Origin of the sequence: Tindallia californiensis, from assembly GCF_900107405.1 — a bacterium.
In the GTDB taxonomy this organism is placed as follows: domain Bacteria; phylum Bacillota; class Clostridia; order Peptostreptococcales; family Tindalliaceae; genus Tindallia; species Tindallia californiensis.
Genome location: NZ_FNPV01000006.1, coordinates 224,932 through 242,302, shown reverse-complemented (window position 1 = coordinate 242,302; position 17,371 = coordinate 224,932). Strand labels below are relative to the sequence as shown.

The following is a 17,371-nucleotide window of genomic DNA, read 5'->3' as shown; positions in this document are numbered from 1 at the left end:
TATCCATTATCGATGACCCATTATCCATTGCCTTTAAGCATTATACTTAATTCAAAAAAAGAGGTGTTACCATGCCAACCTTAACCATTGCCGGTCTTGGTCCCGGTCATATAGACCAACTTCCTTTGGGAACCTTTCGCCAGATGAAAGAACATCCCTGTATTTGGCTAAGAACCCATCAGCATCCAATGGTAGAGAGCTTGGTGGCGGAAGGAATCAAGTTCGACAGTTTTGATGACCTATATGATCGTCTGGATTCTTTTGAAGCCGTTTACGAAACCATTGCAGAGACATTGCTGGAAATGGCTGAAAAAAAGGATGTCTTTTACGGAGTCCCCGGCCATCCCAATGTAGCAGAGGAATCTGTTCGCCTACTGGTCGAAAAAGGAGAATCCAACGGGGCTGTTCAATTGGAAATCCTGCCGGCGATGAGTTTTCTGGATGTGATGTTTCCCCTGCTTCCTAATGATCCGGTAGAAGGATTTCAGCTATTGGACGGGTTGCGGCTGGAACAGACACCACCAGATACGAATATGGATGTGATGATTACCCAGGTATATGATCAGATGATTGCCTCGCAGGTAAAAATAAGCCTAATGAACCACTATCATGATGAACAATTGATAACGGTCATACAAAGGGCAGGAATGTTGGAAAATCAAAAGGTTCACTTAATACCACTGTATGAGCTGGATCATCTGAAAGACTTTGATGAGCTTACAAGTATTTATATTGCAAGGGTTGACAGGTTTTCAAAAATACATTATAATATGAACCACCTGCTAGACATATTGGAAAAACTACGTGGTGTCGATGGATGCCCTTGGGATAAAGAACAAACCCATGAAAGTTTAAGGCCTTATCTGGTAGAAGAAAGTCAGGAAGTACTAGACGCTATTGACGGTGGCAATGACGAAGACCTTTGCGAGGAATTGGGGGATCTACTGCTACAAGTCGTATTTCACAGCCAATTGGCAAAAGAAAGAAACGCTTTTGTCATGAGTGATGTGATTAATGGAATCGCTCAGAAAATTGTCTATCGACATCCCCATGTTTTTGGAGACGAAAAAGCAAACAGCATAGAAGACGTAAAAAAAATATGGGATCATCGGAAAGCCGAAGAGAAAAAAGGTTGAACCTCTGGGCAAAGCGATAAAGGTTTTGTTCTTCAACATAGAGGAAATGATTTATTATTTTAATCTCGAAACACTTATTTTAAGGAGGGATTTTGTGAACAAAGCGGAATTAGTTGCAAAAATGGCGGAACTCAGCGGCCTGACAAAAAAAGATGCAGAAGCTTCACTGAATGCATTTATGGAAACAGTTGAGGAAACATTGGTAGAAGGTGGAAAAGTTCAATTAGTAGGATTTGGAACTTTCGACGTTCGTGAAAGAAAACCAAGAAAAGGTAGAAACCCAAGAGATCCAGAGCAAGTGATTGAAATTCCAGCTTCAAAAGCACCGGTTTTCAAAGCAGGTAAAACACTTAAAGAGAAAATCAACGAATAAGTCCTGGACATCCTGTAAAATCATGGGAAATACAATACATTGATCAAATAATAAAATCAGGCTTTGGCCTGATTTTATTATACTTAGAAGGAATGAAATAAGGAGATATTATGCGACTGGATAAATACCTTAAAAATGCTCGGATTATTAAAAGAAGAACCATTGCCAAAGAAGCCTGCGACAAAGGCCTTGTTACCATCAATGGGCGGGATGCCAAAGCGGGCACAGAAGTTCAGCCGGGAGATCATCTAACCATTGCCATCAGTCAGCCTCCTTTACATATACAAGTGCTGAAGGTGGCAGAACATGTAAAAAAGGAAGAAGCCGAAAGCCTTTATCAGATGACGCCTTCTCCTACATCCGCTGATTCTTAAACATCGCCTATGTGAAAAAATGTCTTCAGTCTTGCCAACAGCAAGAAAAAAGGGTATACTGTAGCTGAATGACTAGGATTTTTTTATTTTATGACATCATGCTTTAAGCATAAGGCCTTATGCTTACTTTTTAAAGGTGCAAAGCACCATTAGTCAAGGGGTGTTCTTATGGCTCGGAGAAGAAAAAAATCTTCCTTAAGCCGAAAAATCTTTTGGATCGTGGTGATTCTACTGGCGCTCAATCCGATTCGAACCTGGTATACCCAAGAACAGGAACGGAGAGAACTGGAAGAATTACATCATCATGCGCAAAAGCAGGTGGAATCCTTGGAAGAAGAAATTGAAGCCCTTCGCTACACGTTGGAACATATCACAGAAGATGAATACATAGAAGCCATGGCTCGCCAGAACCTCAGAATGGTTCGGGAAGATGAGTGGGTACTGGTGGATATTCAACAGCGGGAAAACCAATAAAATACCTACCGGTGACGGTAGTTTATTAAAAATAAAATGGCTGTTCACTACATAATTTACAAGGAGGAAAAAAGAATTTATGCCGGTTCAGGTGGGAAAAATAATTGAAGGTACAGTAGCAGGAATCACCAATTTTGGTGCGTTTATCGATTTGGGCGAAGGAAAAACAGGGCTGGTTCACATTTCAGAGGTAGCCGATGACTATGTAAAAGATATTCGCGAATTTATTAAGGACAAACAAAAGGTCAAAGTAAAGGTGCTTTCCATTAATGATGATGGAAAAATCAGTCTGTCCATTCGCCAGGCTCAGGAAAAGAAAAAAAGCACAGCACCAACAGAGTTGGACTGGAGCTCTCCTTCCAAAACCAGTCAGACAGAATCTCTGGAAGATAAAATTAGTAAATTCATGAAAGATAGCGAAGAAAAGATGCAAGGCAATAAGAACCGGGTCAAACAGGTTCGACGCAATACCGGCGGTGGGAGCAGGGAATAAGGATCCTCAAAGAGGAATTTGCCGAAAAACCCCAAATAGGTAAACAATTACTAGGAAATAATGAAAAGCAAAAGCTGGAGTAGGAAAAAAACTCCGGCTTTTTTGCGTTCTGATTATTTCGACATTTGCCAGGAAGGTTGACATAGAGCCCTTTTATCGATACAATCGTGGCACATCAATGTGTCAAAATAAAGTGTGATGTTTCAAAAATAGGTTAATGGGTAATCGTGTTTGCCTACATAAAAACCATCTATAAGATTGATGAGAAAGAAAAATAAGATATTCGCAGAAAAAGGAGGAGAAAAGATGAAAAAAACGCAAAAGCTTCAAGAACATCGGGCAACCCGTTCCATCCGCAGGCGCTTAACCGTATTACCTCTGGTCATTGTGCTGATAGCTGTGTTGGTGATTGGTATGGTTTCCGCTGCCGGTACCCGGGACAGCATGCTGGACCAAATGAGGGATGATGGATTGGAAGTGGCATCTCAGGCAGCCCGACAACTGGAGCTGGCCACCACCTCAATTGAAACCATTACCCATACCGTTGAAAATACCATTCGACAAGTTTCTAATACAGTGGTATTGTATCAGGACGAAATCAGCAATGAGATGCTGACAGATTTAGCCAACGCCATGAATGTGGATGAGCTAAACTATTACGATAATAATGGATTGATCCTATATTCCAACGATCCGGCCAATCTGGGCTGGCAAGCACCTTCCGATCATCCAGCGGCAGCCTTTGCCTCTGGTAGTGAAAGAGAGTTGATGGAAGAGATTCGGGAAAGTGCCGTCACCGATGACTACTATAAATACGGCTACGTTCGAAGTCCCCGGGGCGGATTTGTACAGGCGGGAGTATTGGCCAATAATATCAATGAAATGACGGAAGAATTTGGACATCAAAATTTAGTAGAGATTTTGGCGGCGGAAGACAACATTGTTTTTGCCCTGTTTATAGATCTGAATCAGAGAGCCGTAGCCCACTCTCATCATGAACGGATTGGGATTGAGCTGACGGATGAAGGTAGTCAAGTGGCAGCCGTGGAAGGAAACCCCTTTACTTCGGAGTACTTCTTTGATACAGAAGGCGTTGATGTCTATGACGTCGCCTATCCTGTATTTGTCGATGGCCAACATATTGGCGCCATTAATATCGGCTTTTCTATGGAAAGGGTAGCCGGAGCCATTCGACAAAACACCATCACCGTTGCAACAACCGGGATAGTTGCGTTTGTGATCCTGGGAGTTATCCTGCTGAGCATTTCCCGACATATTATGACATCCATCAGCAAAACCAAAGAACAACTGGCAACCATTGGCCGTGGTGACTTTACCGTAGAAACCGATCCTAAACTACTGAAGATGAAAGACGAATTTGGAGAAATGGCCCATGCTATTGAAAACATGAGGCTTTCCATTAAAGAGATGGTATCGAATATTGCCGGTCATTCGGAACAGGTGGCATCTTCATCAGAAGAACTCAGTGCTACCAGTCAGCAATCCAGTTCAGCAGCAGAGGAAGTAGGCAGAACCATTGAGGAAATTGCCAATGGAGCAACCAATCAGGCTGGCAGTACCCAGGAAGGAGTCGCCAATATTACTGAAATGGGAACACTGATTGAAAAAGATCTGGAAAACGTCCGCCAGCTCAACGAAGCGACAGAACAGGTGCGAAGCTTAAAAGATCAGGGAATGACAACCCTGGGAGAACTAGTTAAACACGCTAATACCAATCGGGAAGCCTCCGGTGAAGTCAGTGACATCATTAAAAACACCAATGAAAGTGCGGAAAAAATAGAAGAAGCCAGTGGAATGATTCGAAGCATTGCAGAACAAACCAATCTCTTAGCCTTGAATGCAGCGATTGAAGCAGCTCGGGCTGGTGAGCAGGGACGAGGCTTTGCAGTAGTAGCTGAAGAAATCCGAAAACTGGCAGAGCAATCCAGTACCTTTACAGAAGAAATTGTTACCGTCATCAACGAGTTGATTGAAAAAACGGGAAGTGCGGTTAAAACCATGGAAATGATGGATAAAACCGTTGAATCACAGACCAACAGTCTGGAAGCCACTACCCAGCAGTTTGACGGCATTGCAGGAGCCATTGAAAGCATGCAAGAGGTGATTGGTAATATTAATAGTTCTGCCAGAGAAATGGATGGAAAGAAAAATGAAATTATCCGTGTAATGGAAAGCCTTTCAGCCATTTCTCAACAAAATGCAGCGGGTACAGAAGAAGCCTCTGCTTCCGTGGAAGAACAGATTGCTTCAGTGACAGAAATATCCAATGCCAGCGAAGAACTGGCAAGACTAGCAGAAGAAATGCAGTTAAGCATTAGTCATTTCAAAATTTAGCTAAAAAGCATAAAAGTGAATAACTAAAAACCCTTCGAAAGTCGGAAAACGATCTATTAAGATCTGTTTTCCGGCTTTTTTTTTGGATAAGGAAATGGAATGCGCATTTAGTTTGTGGATTATTTTGTGGTTTTGCTTTTCCTTTCCAACTAACCAACCAATAAGACGCGAAGCGTCTTATTGGCTGTAACGCCGATGTAACACAGATGTTCTGCCGATGTAACAGCCGTAGGGTATATTGAGAATAATCAATTAATTTAATCAATGAACGGAAGGGAGGTCTCCCGTATGAAAGAAGAGAAAAAACAAGGTATTGTCGGTGGTGTTCAGTTCATCATTGATATTCGTTACCTTCAAAATTATAGCTGGCAGGGAAGCTTACAACGATTAGACACGGGAGAAAAAATCCACTTTAGAAGTCATCGGGAACTGATTTTACTAATGGAATCAGTGTTGGAACAGCATGAGAAAACAGAGGATAGAAATGAAACATTAAGGCAATGGAAAAAAACGTTTAAGGAGGTCGTCTCAGGAAAAACAAGAGCGATTCAGTAAAAAATCAGGAAATTCCTTTTCCAAAAGATACCAACAAAAGAAAAGAGGAGTGAGAAAAATGAGAAGAAATCAGAAGTGGCAAATAACATTAAGTTTGATACTCGTCTTACTCTTGGCCTTTGGAAGCAGCTTGGCCGCCTTTGGAGATACAGATGATGAAAATGGGCAAGAAAGCAACCAAGAAAATAGCCAAGAAAGCAACCAGGAATCAAGTGATGAAGGGACAGAAAACGATCAGCCTTCATCAGATACTGCCAATGAGAGCGGAGACACTAACAATGAGAGTAGTGATACTGCCAATGAGAACGCAGATGCTATCGATGATAATGAGAACTCAGAAAGTGAAGGTGAGAGTTCGGAAGAAGAAACAAAGGAATCTCAGATGGAAAGCCATTTTCCAAACAAGGATGAAATAGGAAATGATGAAAAATCAGCAACAGAAACAGAGGTGAAAAACCAGGAAAAAGAACACAAGGATGAAAATGGCCAGAAGAACAAGGAACAGGAGGAGAAAAATCAATCAAAAAATGGTGATGAAGAGCCAGGGATCGCAGCCAGTGTATTTCAATCAACCGGTTTGTTAGAGTTGGAAGCTGCTTCGGAACCGATTCAAGTAGATCTTCATGCACCACATCGAGGGGTTAATTCGGAAGATCCTAAGGATAGTGGCGGAGATCCAATTAGTATTGGTGATGCTGACGGAGGATTAACGGAAAAAGTGGTATGGCATTTTGTACTAAACCAGATTCCGACAGGGTACACCCCTTCAGAGATTCATGCTACTTTCCAGGATTCCGGAACAAAAACAGATAGTGGAAGCCCAGTGGGAAATGGTCAGTTGCAACATTTCTTTATCGGCACCGTTGATCATGATACGCTGCTTAACGCATACGTTTTATTAATAGCAGAAGAGAGTGGTGGAGAAATCTTACTTTCAATCCCATCAAACAATCAAGGAAAAGGTCAAGCTCAGGGACCAGGTTCAATGTTGGTCTTAAGCCATCTTAGAATTAAAGATGAAGAGCCAGGAACGGAATTGTTTGATTTAATTATTAATAAAATAATGTTGAAAGCTGATGGGGATGAGATAACAGATTATGAAGGCGATGCCTTTACGGTTGAGCTTTACCGGGTGGACGGCGAAAGTCAGGTTATTGAAAACCCTAATGAACCAAATTACGTTTTCGAAACCATTATGCCGGGATTCAACACGTTGACAGGAATTGAGGCAGGAACTTATAAGATAATGGAAGTAATTGATGAAAATGATGCTTTTGAATGGTTAGAAGCTGAGCAGGGAGTTATGGTTATCATACCAGATTGCGATAACGATCAGGATGAAGGGATTCAAACAATGGTGATAGCACCTCCTGTTTGCCAGACGGCTGTTGCTACTATTAGGAACCAGTTAAAAGAAGACACAGATGACGAAACTGAAGAAGATACAGACGGTGAGACGGATGAAGATACCGACGAAGACACCGACCAAAATACAGACGAAGATGTAGATGGTGAAACAGACGAAGATGTAGACGAAGAAATTATTATTGATGAAGAAGAAACACCAGCCGGCGGCGGTGGCGGAGGTGGAACAACCACACCACCAGTAGAAATAATTGAAACAGACGAGACAACAGATGATATCATTGAATTAGAGCCGATTGCCATACCAGAAGGAACGCCGGAAGCAATAGAAGCGACAGAAACAGAAATCACTATTCCGGATAGGGTGATACCTGAAGGAGCCCCAGAACCTGTGGAACCTTCCGAAATCATTATTCTGGATGAAGAAATACCGTTAGGAGTACCGGTGTTGCCTCAAACCGGTGAAGGGAACCCCTTATTCTTCTATTTGGCCGGTTTGTTACTGGCTGGAACTGGATTAGTCATGAAAAGTCGATATAGTGGGTAAAGAAAAAACAGAAAAGAAAAGCCGGGGGATAAAAGTAATCCTCCGGCTTTTTTTCGCACACATTTATTAAAGTTCTAACCGACGACCATTAGAATCTCTTAACTGGGTAGTTACGTTAAGCATCAGTACATCTTCGGCCCGGTCTTTCAAATCTTCCAGCCATTGATTAAAAGCGGCGGCATCCACATTTTGCCAGGCATCGCTATCGCGTGTAAAGCCACCATCAAGCCGTAGACGGATATCTCCGTCATGTTGACGATTAATCGCAAACTCAAAGCGCAATCCGTCAAAGTCTCGTTCATATCGGTTCAGATCGTCTTCCAGAGACTGCATCAGATCTTCCGAGAAAATATTTCCATTCTCGATGGAAAAACGGAAGAAGGGCGAGGCTTGACTGGAATGTTGGATTAACCCGTCTACCGTAATACCTGGATAGACAGCGTAAATTTCGTCCATCAGTTCATGCAGGTAATCAGATTGATCTTCAGGGCTCAGATCCATAAACCGACTTTCGCTGGTGACGATTCTTAGTTCTACGTCCCGACGCATTAAATCTCCTTCATAGGTAAAGCTGCGTCCGGCAAACCTTCGGATATTACGTCGTAACTCTCTTAACAATTTCTCCAGATCCAGATCCCGTCGATGCCCAGCACCGCTATGCTCATCAAAGTCAAAATCTAATCTTCCTCCCCGCTGACGGAAAGAGATCATAACCCGGTCATCTTCCTCTTCTCCATCACTTCGGATAGAACCTTCCACTTCTGCTTTTTCATCATACATTTCTCGGATTGCTGCCTGCATATCCGCAATCCAACGTTCAATAGATCGTTGAGAAATACCATCAAATTCGTCAAAATCTTCATCCGCTACCCATACCCGTAAACGATAGCGTTGATCACGCAAGCGGGAAAGGTAAACTTCTGTATAGACTCCCATAAAGTTTCCATAACGGTTTTCCAAATAACGCTCCATTTCACCAATAGAGGTAATTCGTTCATATGGCCGGATAATTGGGCGTTGTTCCATTTCTTCTACTTCCTTCAAAAGACTGGATACTTCCCGGCGAAGCGTTTCTAATTCGCTTTCCTTGCTACGCAGCTGATGAACCATGGTCAGCTGTTCTGAAGGATAAGCGGCCGGATTCATGCCAAAAACCATCTGGCCTGCATCTTCCTGAACACGCAACATTAAATATAGAGCGTCAGCCAATTCACCGGCAGGCACATAAATTTCCGGGTTCCGCCGGAACATTTTTTCCTGACTGTTAAAAGGAACGCCATCTACGGTTAGGAGTAATGGCATCATCTGAACCTGCTCTCGAAAAGAAATCCTTTCAGGCGCCGGGTCTTCCACTTCTCTTCTGGCGGCGGTTTCATACCAGTCTCCATCCTGCCACCATCGATCCCGTTCCCAGTATTGCTGATAGCGGTCATTATCAAAATCGTCCCGCCAGCGATCCATTTCATATCGATCAAACCAATCTGAAGGATCTCGTTCCCATCCATAGAGACCACCATTTTCCAGTGCAAATATCTCTCGGACACGACCGCTGTCTTCTTCCACCAGGCGACCGTAGATATAGATATCTGGCGCTTCTTTTTCTGTCAGTTCAGCCAGTTCCATTAAATACTCTCGACGTTGTGCAAGACTCCAGTCGTTGTAGCGGGATAAGTCCTGCCGGTCCGGATAAATTAAGAGATCAGCATTATCGTAATCCCCTTGAACCCGATAGGTAAACCGGACACCGTTATAATCTCCCAATTCTCTTAACAGCAATCTTTGCAAGGAAGAAGGTGAAAACAAAGTATCCTCATCCTCATCCTCATCCCGGTTCAACATATGAACAGAGAGACGACCGGGAACACCGTAAAGAGAGCGGAAACGAAGGATGCTTTCTCGTTCATCATTGACCGAAGCAAGGGTGCCTTCTAACTGAGCTTCTTCATCATATAGAACCAGAATCGCATCATACATTTCCTCTAACCAAGAAATCAAACTACGCCGATTCATTCTCTCAAAACGAGATCGATCATAGTCTGAGATTTCAAGGGTTAAGCGAAATTCGCTGTCATCCCTTTCTCGTAGCCTGATATCAACAGGCATTCCTTGGAAAACCCCAAAATAATCTTGTAAAAACACTTCCATATCATGGCGAGTTTCAATGTCATCCCGATATTCACGCACATGACGGGAAACTTGCTGCGGTTCTTCTTCCAGCCGGTTTTTCAGTGAATCCTGTTGCGCCTGAAGGGATTCGGCTTCATAAGAAGCCCTTGCCAGCTCGGCGGCCCAATAAGAAATGCCTGCTTCCTGAACCGATCCGCCAGTGGTTATTTCCAACCATCCTTCCGATGAGTCGTAAGAAGAGGTAAAACCCATGAAAGGCGCCAGCTCATTGACCGGAAGGTACCATTGCCCTTCCATTAAAACCGGCTCGATGGAGGTTGGGATTTGCCAGTCATCCAGATAGATCTCCATGGTCATCGTTTCCAGTTGTACCTGGCGGGGATAACTGTTAAAACCATGGGCTGGCACAAGAGCCGTGATCAATAAAAGAAAAGATAAACAGAAAACAAGGAAAGATGAGATTTTTTTCATAAAACCAGCTCCTATAGGATTATTAATAGCTTTTACGTATCATGGTGAATAACGATAGATAATATCGATTTCTTATAGATAGATTCATTTTATCACAAAAAAAAAATCTTTCCATCCTACAAATTCTCTATTTCCGGACAGGGAGGGCATAACTTTATTTACATTAGTGTCGAAAAAGAATCTTTAGACGGTTTCCTTTTAAGAAAGCTTATGATAAAATGATGCACATGATCTATTCCTTAGGTGGATTCATAAAAGGATTTCATAGGTTCAATAAGCCAATAGATAGGCATAATGGATAAAGATAAAGAAGCCCTAGCCGCTATGAAACAAACGAGTGAAGAAGAAAGTGAAAAATGAAAGTAAGAATAAGAGTAGCAATGAAAGCGAAAGAGATAAGAGGTGAAACCATGATAGCAACCGGTCTGAAAAAAAACAAAAAGTTCATATTCGCTTTTTTAACTGGCCTTTTTCTTTTTTCAGGCATTTTGTTTCTTACGGATCTGTCCGTTGCCGAAGGTATTTCGGCTTTTGGAGAAGCATCGACCAGTCAAGAGCTTCGTCTGGAAAACCGGGAAGATATCCTGCAGAAATATAGAAGCTGGGGAGAGGACAATCAGTCCCATTATCTGGAACGCTACGATTCCGTTAGAAACATGAATCGAAGGCTGTTGACCCGTATTATGTCCAATGCGCCGGATAATATGGAAAAACTGGAAAGAACAGCCAGTCATTCCCGGAACGAAGAAAAAGTATTGCTATACCTGAAACTGGCTGGATCACAACGGCAGGAAGGCCAGTCTCAACCGGTGATCCATCTTTGCTTTACAGAAGTTCATTCCAAGGAGCTGGAAAAACGCTCCAGGCAAAGCATCGAAGAAGAAAGAAACATCATTAAAACCATCGATCCTCATTTGGTACAAAGCCTAAGAGGGCCACCTTATGGTTCCTCAAAACAGAAAGAAAAGGTTTAATACATGATAGGAGATGGAGGAAATGAGAATGAAGATAAAACAATTAAGGGTACAAAAGGTACTGCTCTTGTTACTGGTAGCCTTGGCATTACCCTTAAATGCCTGCGGAAGATCTGATGTGGCAGAAACAGAAAGCCCTACCAGACCGGTACAGGTACAGGCCGTAGAAACGGAAGAAATTAGAAAAGAACTGGAAATCAGTGGTAATGTGAAACCCTCCCAGATGGTACGGGCCGGGTTTAAAGTGGAAGGCCTCATTGAACATGTGTATGTGGAGGCTGGGGACAGAGTGCAGCCGGGGCAGCCTTTAATGCGGTTGGAAACCCAGGATTATGATCTGAATGTCGATGCAAACCTGGCTCAATATGAAGCATTGCGACGAAAAGCAGAAAGTGCGATTCCGTCCAAAGTGAACCAGGCTCAGGCTCAGTTAGAATTTATTGAAGCCCAGTATGATCGAATGACCACCCTTCATCAGCAAGGTGTTGTTTCCGCAAAAGATCTGGAAGAAATAGAAACCAAATACACAGTAGCTCAGAACCAATACCAGGAAGCATTAGATGCCTACGAGATTACGGAAAAAGAACTGCGAAGAGCCCAACGAGCCTTAGATCTTGCCCAGTCCAAACTGGAAGATACCGTGCTTACCAGCCCCATTGCAGCTACGGTTCTGCGCACTACCTTCGAAGCCGGAGAAACCATTGCACCAGGTCACCCAACCGTGATCTTAGGCGTGCTGGACACCATGGAAGTGGAAATAGGGGTACCGGATACCATTGTGAGCCGGATTGATATCGGAGAATCCGTATCTGTTTTTCTTTATGGCCTTGACCGGGAAGTAGAGGGCGTTATTACCAATATTGATCCGGTAGCTGATCAGAAAACCAGAACCTTTGGCGTACAAATAGAAATTGACAACAGCGACGGAGAAATCCGCCCCGGAATGCTGGCGAAAGTAGCACTGGCTTCCAGTGAAAAAAGCGCCATCATGGTACCGGTAAACTGTGTGAACAACTTACCGGAAGGATCCTATCTTTTCGTATATCAGGAAGATGGAACGGTAGAACAGCGCACCGTAGAACTGGGAGAGATTTACGGTGATCGCATTCAGGTTCTAAGTGGCCTTACCGACGGCGAAAAAGTCGTGGTGGAAGGTCAGTATCAGTTGACAGATGGTCAGACCGTCAACGCTGGAAAGGCTGATGCCCAATGACAAAATGGTGCATTGAAAACCGAAGCCTGGTTTTTGTCCTCTCCCTTTTTGTGTTTTTCTTTGGACTGGCAACCTACGCCACCATGGAACGACAGGAAAATCCGGATGTAGTAGCTCCCGGCGCCACCGTAAAAACCATTTATCCCGGCGCCACTCCGGAAGATATAGAAAAATATATTGTCAAACCCTTAGAAGAAAAAATTGATGAAATTACAGAAGTAGATCAGATTTTATCCTATTCTCTGGACAACGTAGGGGTGATCATTGTTCGGCTGGAAGATATGAGCGACGATGATATTAACGAAGCCTGGACAGAACTTCACCAACGGGTAGGAGAAGCTGATCTGCCAGAGCAAGCCTGGGATCCGGAAATAGACACAGATCTGATCGACACCTACGGCATGCTCTTAACCCTAAGCAGTCCTCATCATGAAGACCGGCAAATGAAAGAATTTGCTGACGATATCAAAGACGATCTGGAACGAATCGACGGCGTTTCCGTAGTAGACATCAATGGTTTTACAGAAGATGAAATTCAGGTAAAACTGGATCTGATTCGTATGCGTAACATGGGCATTACAGTTACGGATATTGGCACCGCCATGAAAGCTAGAAATGTCAACATACCCGGCGGGAATCTGGACCTTTCCGGCCTGCGGATCCCTGTTACCATTACCGGAGAATATCAAAATGCAGAAGAGGTTCGAAACACAGTAGTAGGAATGTCCGATGAAGGCAATATTATCTACTTGCGGGATGTTGCTGACGTCGTGGAAACCATGGGCGAAAGAGAGACCTATGTGGCCGGTAACGGTGACAATGCCTTACTGCTCAGCTTGAAATATGCCGAAGGGCAAAACATTGTCCGGGTAGGGGAAAATATCCGGGAATACCTGGAAACCAAAGAACAAGAGTTGCCGGAAGGCATGGGACTGACCGTGGTGACAGACCAGGCAGACTATGTGAACGATGCCATTAAAACGTTTCAACGCAACCTGATGTCAGCGGTAGTACTGGTCGTATTAGCGGTCATGGCCTCCATGGGAGCCAAAAGTGCTTTAGTGGTATCCTCGGCTATTCCGATTACCGTCATGGCTACCTTTGCCTTTATGCGATTTACGGACATTATTTTACACCAGGTGTCCATTTCTTCGCTGATCCTGTGCCTAGGACTGATGGTGGCCAACGCTATTGTGGCCAACGACAGCATGTACCTGTACATGAGCAAGGGAATGGAACGAAAAGAAGCCATCATTCATGGAATCCGGGAAGTTAGGATCCCAATCCTGACCTCTACCCTAACCACCGTAGCTTCTTTTATGCCACTGCTATTAATGGAAGGGGTTGCCGGTAAATTTGTTCGAAGCTTACCCATTCTGGTGACCGTTGCCTTATTATGCTCCTTCCTCTTGTCAATTACGGTGATTCCAGCCATGGGATATACCTTTTTAACCACAGAAGATGTTCAGAAGCAACAAAAAAGCAATGGCAATGGAAAAGGAGTTTTACACCGGATACAGGGAAGATTCCTTAAAATATACCGAGGCCTGCTGGACAACGCTCTGAAACGACCGAAAAGCGCCATTTCTTTAGCCATGGTATTTCTGATCCTCAGCGCTATGGTAGTACCCACCTTAGGATTGCAACTCTTCCCCTTTGTGGAAAGAGATCAGTATGTCATCGATGTGATTTTGGCTGAGGGTAGCAGTTTGGATAAAACCCGACAGGCGGCCATCGAAATAGAAAGAATTTTGGACGAGGAACCAACCATCGACACCTTTATGAGCAAAACCGGCGATGGGATTCCTAAGTTCTATCCTTCCTTTGTGCCACATCAGATTGCTACCAACCGATCTCAGTTTATCGTGAATGGTCGTATTGACACCATGGATCAGGTTCATCGACGACTGGAAGAAAGTATTCCAGGAGCCCGGATAGAAGTGAAACGCTTGGAAAATGCGGTACCGGTAGGACTGCCGGTACAGGTGCGTATTAGCGGAGAAGATGTGGATGTGCTTCGGAATACAGCCAATGAAGCCAAAGAAATCCTTCGCACCATTGAAGAAGGCCACCATGTTCAGGACGATTATGGAAACGAAGTACTGAAAATGGTCGTGGATGTAGAACAAGACAAGGCCAGTATGGTGGGTCTTAGCACTTACGACGTAGCCAGTACCGTTCGAATGGCCTTAAACGGAGTGGAAATCACCAAAATCAAACCCAAAGATTCAGAGGACGATATCCCTGTGGTAGTTCAAATACCTACCGAAGAACGACATCGGGTAGAAGTGTTGGAAAACATTTTCGTTACTTCGCAAATCACAGGAGAAAACATTCCTTTGCAACAGGTAGCCAGTATCGATAACGAGTTTAGCCTTAGTCGAATCCTGCGAAGAGACAGAGACCGAACCATTACAGCTGGTCTGTATCCCAGAACCGGGGTGTCGGCGGCCGAACTATTGGATATTGTAGAAGAGCGGATGGAAGAAGCCGGTTTTGAAGTGCCGGCCGGTTATACCCTGGAGTATGGGGGAGAGAATGAAGATCGGGCAGAAGCTTTTGAGTCTCTGGTCGGCCCCTTCTTCCTGGCCATGGCCCTCATCTATATCATTCTTATGTTCCAGTTTATGGATCTAAGACAACCGCTGATTATCATGGGGACCATTCCTCTATCCTTTATCGGTGTCATTTGGGGACTTAAAGTCACCGGCTATCCCCTGGGCTTTATGGCGCTGATGGGAACCGTCAGCCTGATGGGAATTGTGGTGAACAACGGTATTGTTCTGCTAGACTATATTAACCTGTTAGTAGGGCAAGGCAAAAATGTGGATGAAGCCATTCCAGAAGCCTGCGAAACAAGACTGAGACCCATTATGATCGGAATGATTACTACGGTCATCGGACTGGTGCCTATGGCCCTGTTTGGAGGAGATTTATGGGCACCACTGGCCTATGCCATTATCTTTGGATTGGTCATCTCTTCTATGCTGACCACCTTGATTATTCCGGCAGCCTTTAAAGTCGGATACAACAGAGACCGTTCCAAGACATTGATTGGACGCTTGTTTGCCCCAAAAGATAAAACCGTGAAAGAATAAGAGAGAAAGAACCAAAGAAAAAAATCAAAGAAAAAGAATTAAAGAAAAAGACTCCGGAGCCATTAAGTAGCTCCGGAGTCTTTTAGGATATAGGAAATCCCATTGATTTGTTTTGTCATCACTCTGTAAATTGACTTTCTGCCGCGAAAAGGGTATACATAAAAGACACCATCAAATAATAAAAAGAATAATGAAATCCAAAGAATGAGGAAAGAAAAAAACAGAGAGGAAAAGTAGGATGAAAAAAACAAAAAAAATATCATTGATGATCCACCTATGGATACTGACTCTGATCATGGGCCTTATGGTGGTTCCACCACAGGAAATCATGGCACAAACACATATTACCATCGTGATGGATGGAGAACCCCTTAGATTTACAGAAGCCACCGGTCGTCCCTTTATTGATGAAAATAACCGGACCTTGGTGCCTTTCCGTATCACCTTGGAAAGCTTTGGGGCGCAGGTTCATTGGGATGGTCAGAACCGCATTGCTACGGCTTATAAAAATGGGATTACCGTTCAGGTGCCCATTGGACAACCCTTTATTATGGTAGATGGAGACCGGGTTCCTAACGATACCCAGGCAGTGATTGCAGAAGATGGCAGAACCTATCTGCCCATTCGAAAAGTGCTGGAAGCTTTTGACGCCTTGGTTCACTGGCAGGAAAGCAGTCAAACCATTTTTGTGGCCAGTCCGCCGCCTCCGGGTTCAGAAGTCTTTCCGGAAGAAATTCCGCCAGAACCCATCGAGCCAGCACTACCGGATGAGGAAGAAGATACTTCGATTTCTCAAAGACTAGAAGAACGGCTAAAAAGACGGAATGCCTCCGAAGAACAGGAAAAACAGCGGTTGACGGCTGCCTTAGAGGAAAACACCACCCTTATTCGAGATCCGGCCTTGTTCACCCTCTATGCCTTTATGAATTATACGGGCTATGAAGAAGAAAATAATCCGGCAGGATTTCATCCAGTACGCAAAGCCATATTGAAAGACCTGAAAGCCATGGATTTACAGTTAACAGAACCCAGATACTATCGGCAAAAAGGGTTGCCTTATAGCAAATATATTTCCGCTTTATCAGAAATGGATAACCGGTTACGATACAAAGAACCTCGAAGGATTCAAGCCTTGCTACCAGAATTGGCGGAACTGGATCAACGGTTACAGGAATTTTCAGAGCAGGCAGATATTCTTACCCTCTACGAAAAATACCGGGAAGAATACCTGCAGGCCATTGCCATGTATCATCCGGAAATGTATGCGTTTCTGGCTCAATACACCCAATTTCTCCGGGTATCCCCCCAGGAAGTGCCAGAATTTTACTTTGTCGTCAATCTACAGGAATCCTACTGGCGTGGCTATTTTCTGGTAGAAAATTACGGCCCTTTAGACAATGCTTCGATCATGGTATTAGGACCTTCGGATCAGATGAATCACCGCTTATTGGCCCATGAATACTTGCACAGCATTCTCACGCCCATTCATGCCGATTTGGCAGAGGAAATCGAAAGCCTTTCCCATATGATGCGAAAAGTGCCTCAAGGAAGTCAGGCCCGTAACGCCGTTTACGATACCTGGTTTACCATTTTTGATGAATCCATGATCCGCGCCCTAGATAGCTGGTTTGTCAACACCAACCAAGAAGAACTGATTCGTCAGGAAGTGGAAGCAGGTTTTATACTAACGGAATATTTTTATCATCGATTCCAAGAAGACTGGGAAGATTTTCATGGAACCCTGGAGGATTTCATCCGAGAGATGATCCGGGATTTACAGTAAAAATCCCCTTCTCCCCTCTCCTTTGACGGGTGA

13 protein-coding genes are annotated in these 17,371 nt (G+C 43.9%); 12 read left to right on the top strand and 1 reads right to left on the bottom strand.

The window, feature by feature from the left end:
• The first annotated feature begins 71 nt into the window (after nucleotides 1-71).
• From BLV55_RS10090 to BLV55_RS10055, 8 genes are all read left to right on the top strand, one after another.
• On the top strand, nucleotides 72-1,136 hold the full coding sequence (locus BLV55_RS10090; RefSeq protein WP_093313982.1) for a MazG nucleotide pyrophosphohydrolase domain-containing protein: 1,065 nt from the start codon (nucleotides 72-74) through the stop codon (nucleotides 1,134-1,136).
• A gap of 94 nt (nucleotides 1,137-1,230) precedes the next feature.
• Nucleotides 1,231-1,509 carry an HU family DNA-binding protein gene (locus BLV55_RS10085; RefSeq protein WP_093313981.1) on the top strand — a complete coding sequence of 93 codons (279 nt, stop codon included), beginning with the start codon at nucleotides 1,231-1,233 and terminating at the stop codon, nucleotides 1,507-1,509.
• 110 nt (nucleotides 1,510-1,619) lie between these two features.
• Nucleotides 1,620-1,883, top strand: coding sequence for an RNA-binding S4 domain-containing protein (locus tag BLV55_RS10080; RefSeq protein WP_093313980.1), 264 nt, complete (start codon nucleotides 1,620-1,622; stop codon nucleotides 1,881-1,883).
• Between the two features lie 168 nt (nucleotides 1,884-2,051).
• Nucleotides 2,052-2,357, top strand: coding sequence for a septum formation initiator family protein (locus BLV55_RS10075; RefSeq protein WP_093313979.1), 306 nt, complete (start codon nucleotides 2,052-2,054; stop codon nucleotides 2,355-2,357).
• A gap of 79 nt (nucleotides 2,358-2,436) precedes the next feature.
• Nucleotides 2,437-2,850, top strand: coding sequence for a S1 domain-containing RNA-binding protein (locus BLV55_RS10070; RefSeq protein ID WP_093313978.1), 414 nt, complete (start codon nucleotides 2,437-2,439; stop codon nucleotides 2,848-2,850).
• Between the two features lie 306 nt (nucleotides 2,851-3,156).
• Nucleotides 3,157-5,205 carry a methyl-accepting chemotaxis protein gene (locus tag BLV55_RS10065; protein ID WP_176968368.1) on the top strand — a complete coding sequence of 683 codons (2,049 nt, stop codon included), beginning with the start codon at nucleotides 3,157-3,159 and terminating at the stop codon, nucleotides 5,203-5,205.
• A gap of 288 nt (nucleotides 5,206-5,493) precedes the next feature.
• Nucleotides 5,494-5,760 carry a hypothetical protein gene (locus BLV55_RS10060; RefSeq protein ID WP_093313976.1) on the top strand — a complete coding sequence of 89 codons (267 nt, stop codon included), beginning with the start codon at nucleotides 5,494-5,496 and terminating at the stop codon, nucleotides 5,758-5,760.
• Nucleotides 5,761-5,818: 58 nt separating this feature from the next.
• A complete protein-coding gene (locus BLV55_RS10055; protein WP_093313975.1) occupies nucleotides 5,819-7,672 on the top strand; it encodes an LPXTG cell wall anchor domain-containing protein in 1,854 nt (617 codons plus the stop codon).
• Nucleotides 7,673-7,738: 66 nt separating this feature from the next.
• Here BLV55_RS10055 and BLV55_RS10050 read toward each other — a convergent pair whose 3' ends face one another.
• Nucleotides 7,739-10,270, bottom strand: coding sequence for a hypothetical protein (locus BLV55_RS10050; protein WP_093313974.1), 2,532 nt, complete (start codon nucleotides 10,268-10,270; stop codon nucleotides 7,739-7,741).
• A 356-nt stretch (nucleotides 10,271-10,626) separates the two neighbouring features.
• On the opposite strand from BLV55_RS10050, the gene BLV55_RS10045 reads away from it, so the two are divergent.
• From BLV55_RS10045 to BLV55_RS10030, 4 genes are all read left to right on the top strand, one after another.
• Entirely contained in the window at nucleotides 10,627-11,244 is a 618-nt protein-coding gene (locus BLV55_RS10045; RefSeq protein WP_093313973.1) for a hypothetical protein, read from the top strand.
• 28 nt (nucleotides 11,245-11,272) lie between these two features.
• Nucleotides 11,273-12,457, top strand: a complete 1,185-nt coding sequence (locus BLV55_RS10040) for an efflux RND transporter periplasmic adaptor subunit (protein ID WP_176968367.1) — start codon at nucleotides 11,273-11,275, stop codon at nucleotides 12,455-12,457.
• Nucleotides 12,454-15,555: an efflux RND transporter permease subunit gene (locus BLV55_RS10035; protein WP_093313969.1), complete on the top strand. Its 3,102-nt coding sequence runs from the start codon at nucleotides 12,454-12,456 to the stop codon at nucleotides 15,553-15,555. The genes BLV55_RS10040 and BLV55_RS10035 overlap by 4 nt, the downstream gene beginning before the upstream one ends.
• A gap of 238 nt (nucleotides 15,556-15,793) precedes the next feature.
• The gene (locus BLV55_RS10030) at nucleotides 15,794-17,338 is read left to right on the top strand and encodes a copper amine oxidase N-terminal domain-containing protein (protein ID WP_093313967.1); all 1,545 of its coding nucleotides are present in this window, start codon (nucleotides 15,794-15,796) and stop codon (nucleotides 17,336-17,338) included.
• The last annotated feature ends 33 nt before the right edge of the window (nucleotides 17,339-17,371 follow it).

Bases quoted from the DNA above. Each gene is read 5' to 3' on its own strand.
- BLV55_RS10090 (WP_093313982.1), top strand. From the start codon at position 72: ATGCCAACCTTAACCATTGCCGGTCTTGGTCCCGGTCATATAGACCAA.
- BLV55_RS10080 (WP_093313980.1), top strand. From the start codon at position 1,620: ATGCGACTGGATAAATACCTTAAAAATGCTCGGATTATTAAAAGAAGA.
- BLV55_RS10075 (WP_093313979.1), top strand. From the start codon at position 2,052: ATGGCTCGGAGAAGAAAAAAATCTTCCTTAAGCCGAAAAATCTTTTGG.
- BLV55_RS10070 (WP_093313978.1), top strand. From the start codon at position 2,437: ATGCCGGTTCAGGTGGGAAAAATAATTGAAGGTACAGTAGCAGGAATC.
- BLV55_RS10065 (WP_176968368.1), top strand. From the start codon at position 3,157: ATGAAAAAAACGCAAAAGCTTCAAGAACATCGGGCAACCCGTTCCATC.
- BLV55_RS10060 (WP_093313976.1), top strand. From the start codon at position 5,494: ATGAAAGAAGAGAAAAAACAAGGTATTGTCGGTGGTGTTCAGTTCATC.
- BLV55_RS10055 (WP_093313975.1), top strand. From the start codon at position 5,819: ATGAGAAGAAATCAGAAGTGGCAAATAACATTAAGTTTGATACTCGTC.
- BLV55_RS10050 (WP_093313974.1), bottom strand. From the start codon at position 10,270: ATGAAAAAAATCTCATCTTTCCTTGTTTTCTGTTTATCTTTTCTTTTA.
- BLV55_RS10045 (WP_093313973.1), top strand. From the start codon at position 10,627: ATGAAAGTAAGAATAAGAGTAGCAATGAAAGCGAAAGAGATAAGAGGT.
- BLV55_RS10040 (WP_176968367.1), top strand. From the start codon at position 11,273: ATGAAGATAAAACAATTAAGGGTACAAAAGGTACTGCTCTTGTTACTG.
- BLV55_RS10035 (WP_093313969.1), top strand. From the start codon at position 12,454: ATGACAAAATGGTGCATTGAAAACCGAAGCCTGGTTTTTGTCCTCTCC.
- BLV55_RS10030 (WP_093313967.1), top strand. From the start codon at position 15,794: ATGAAAAAAACAAAAAAAATATCATTGATGATCCACCTATGGATACTG.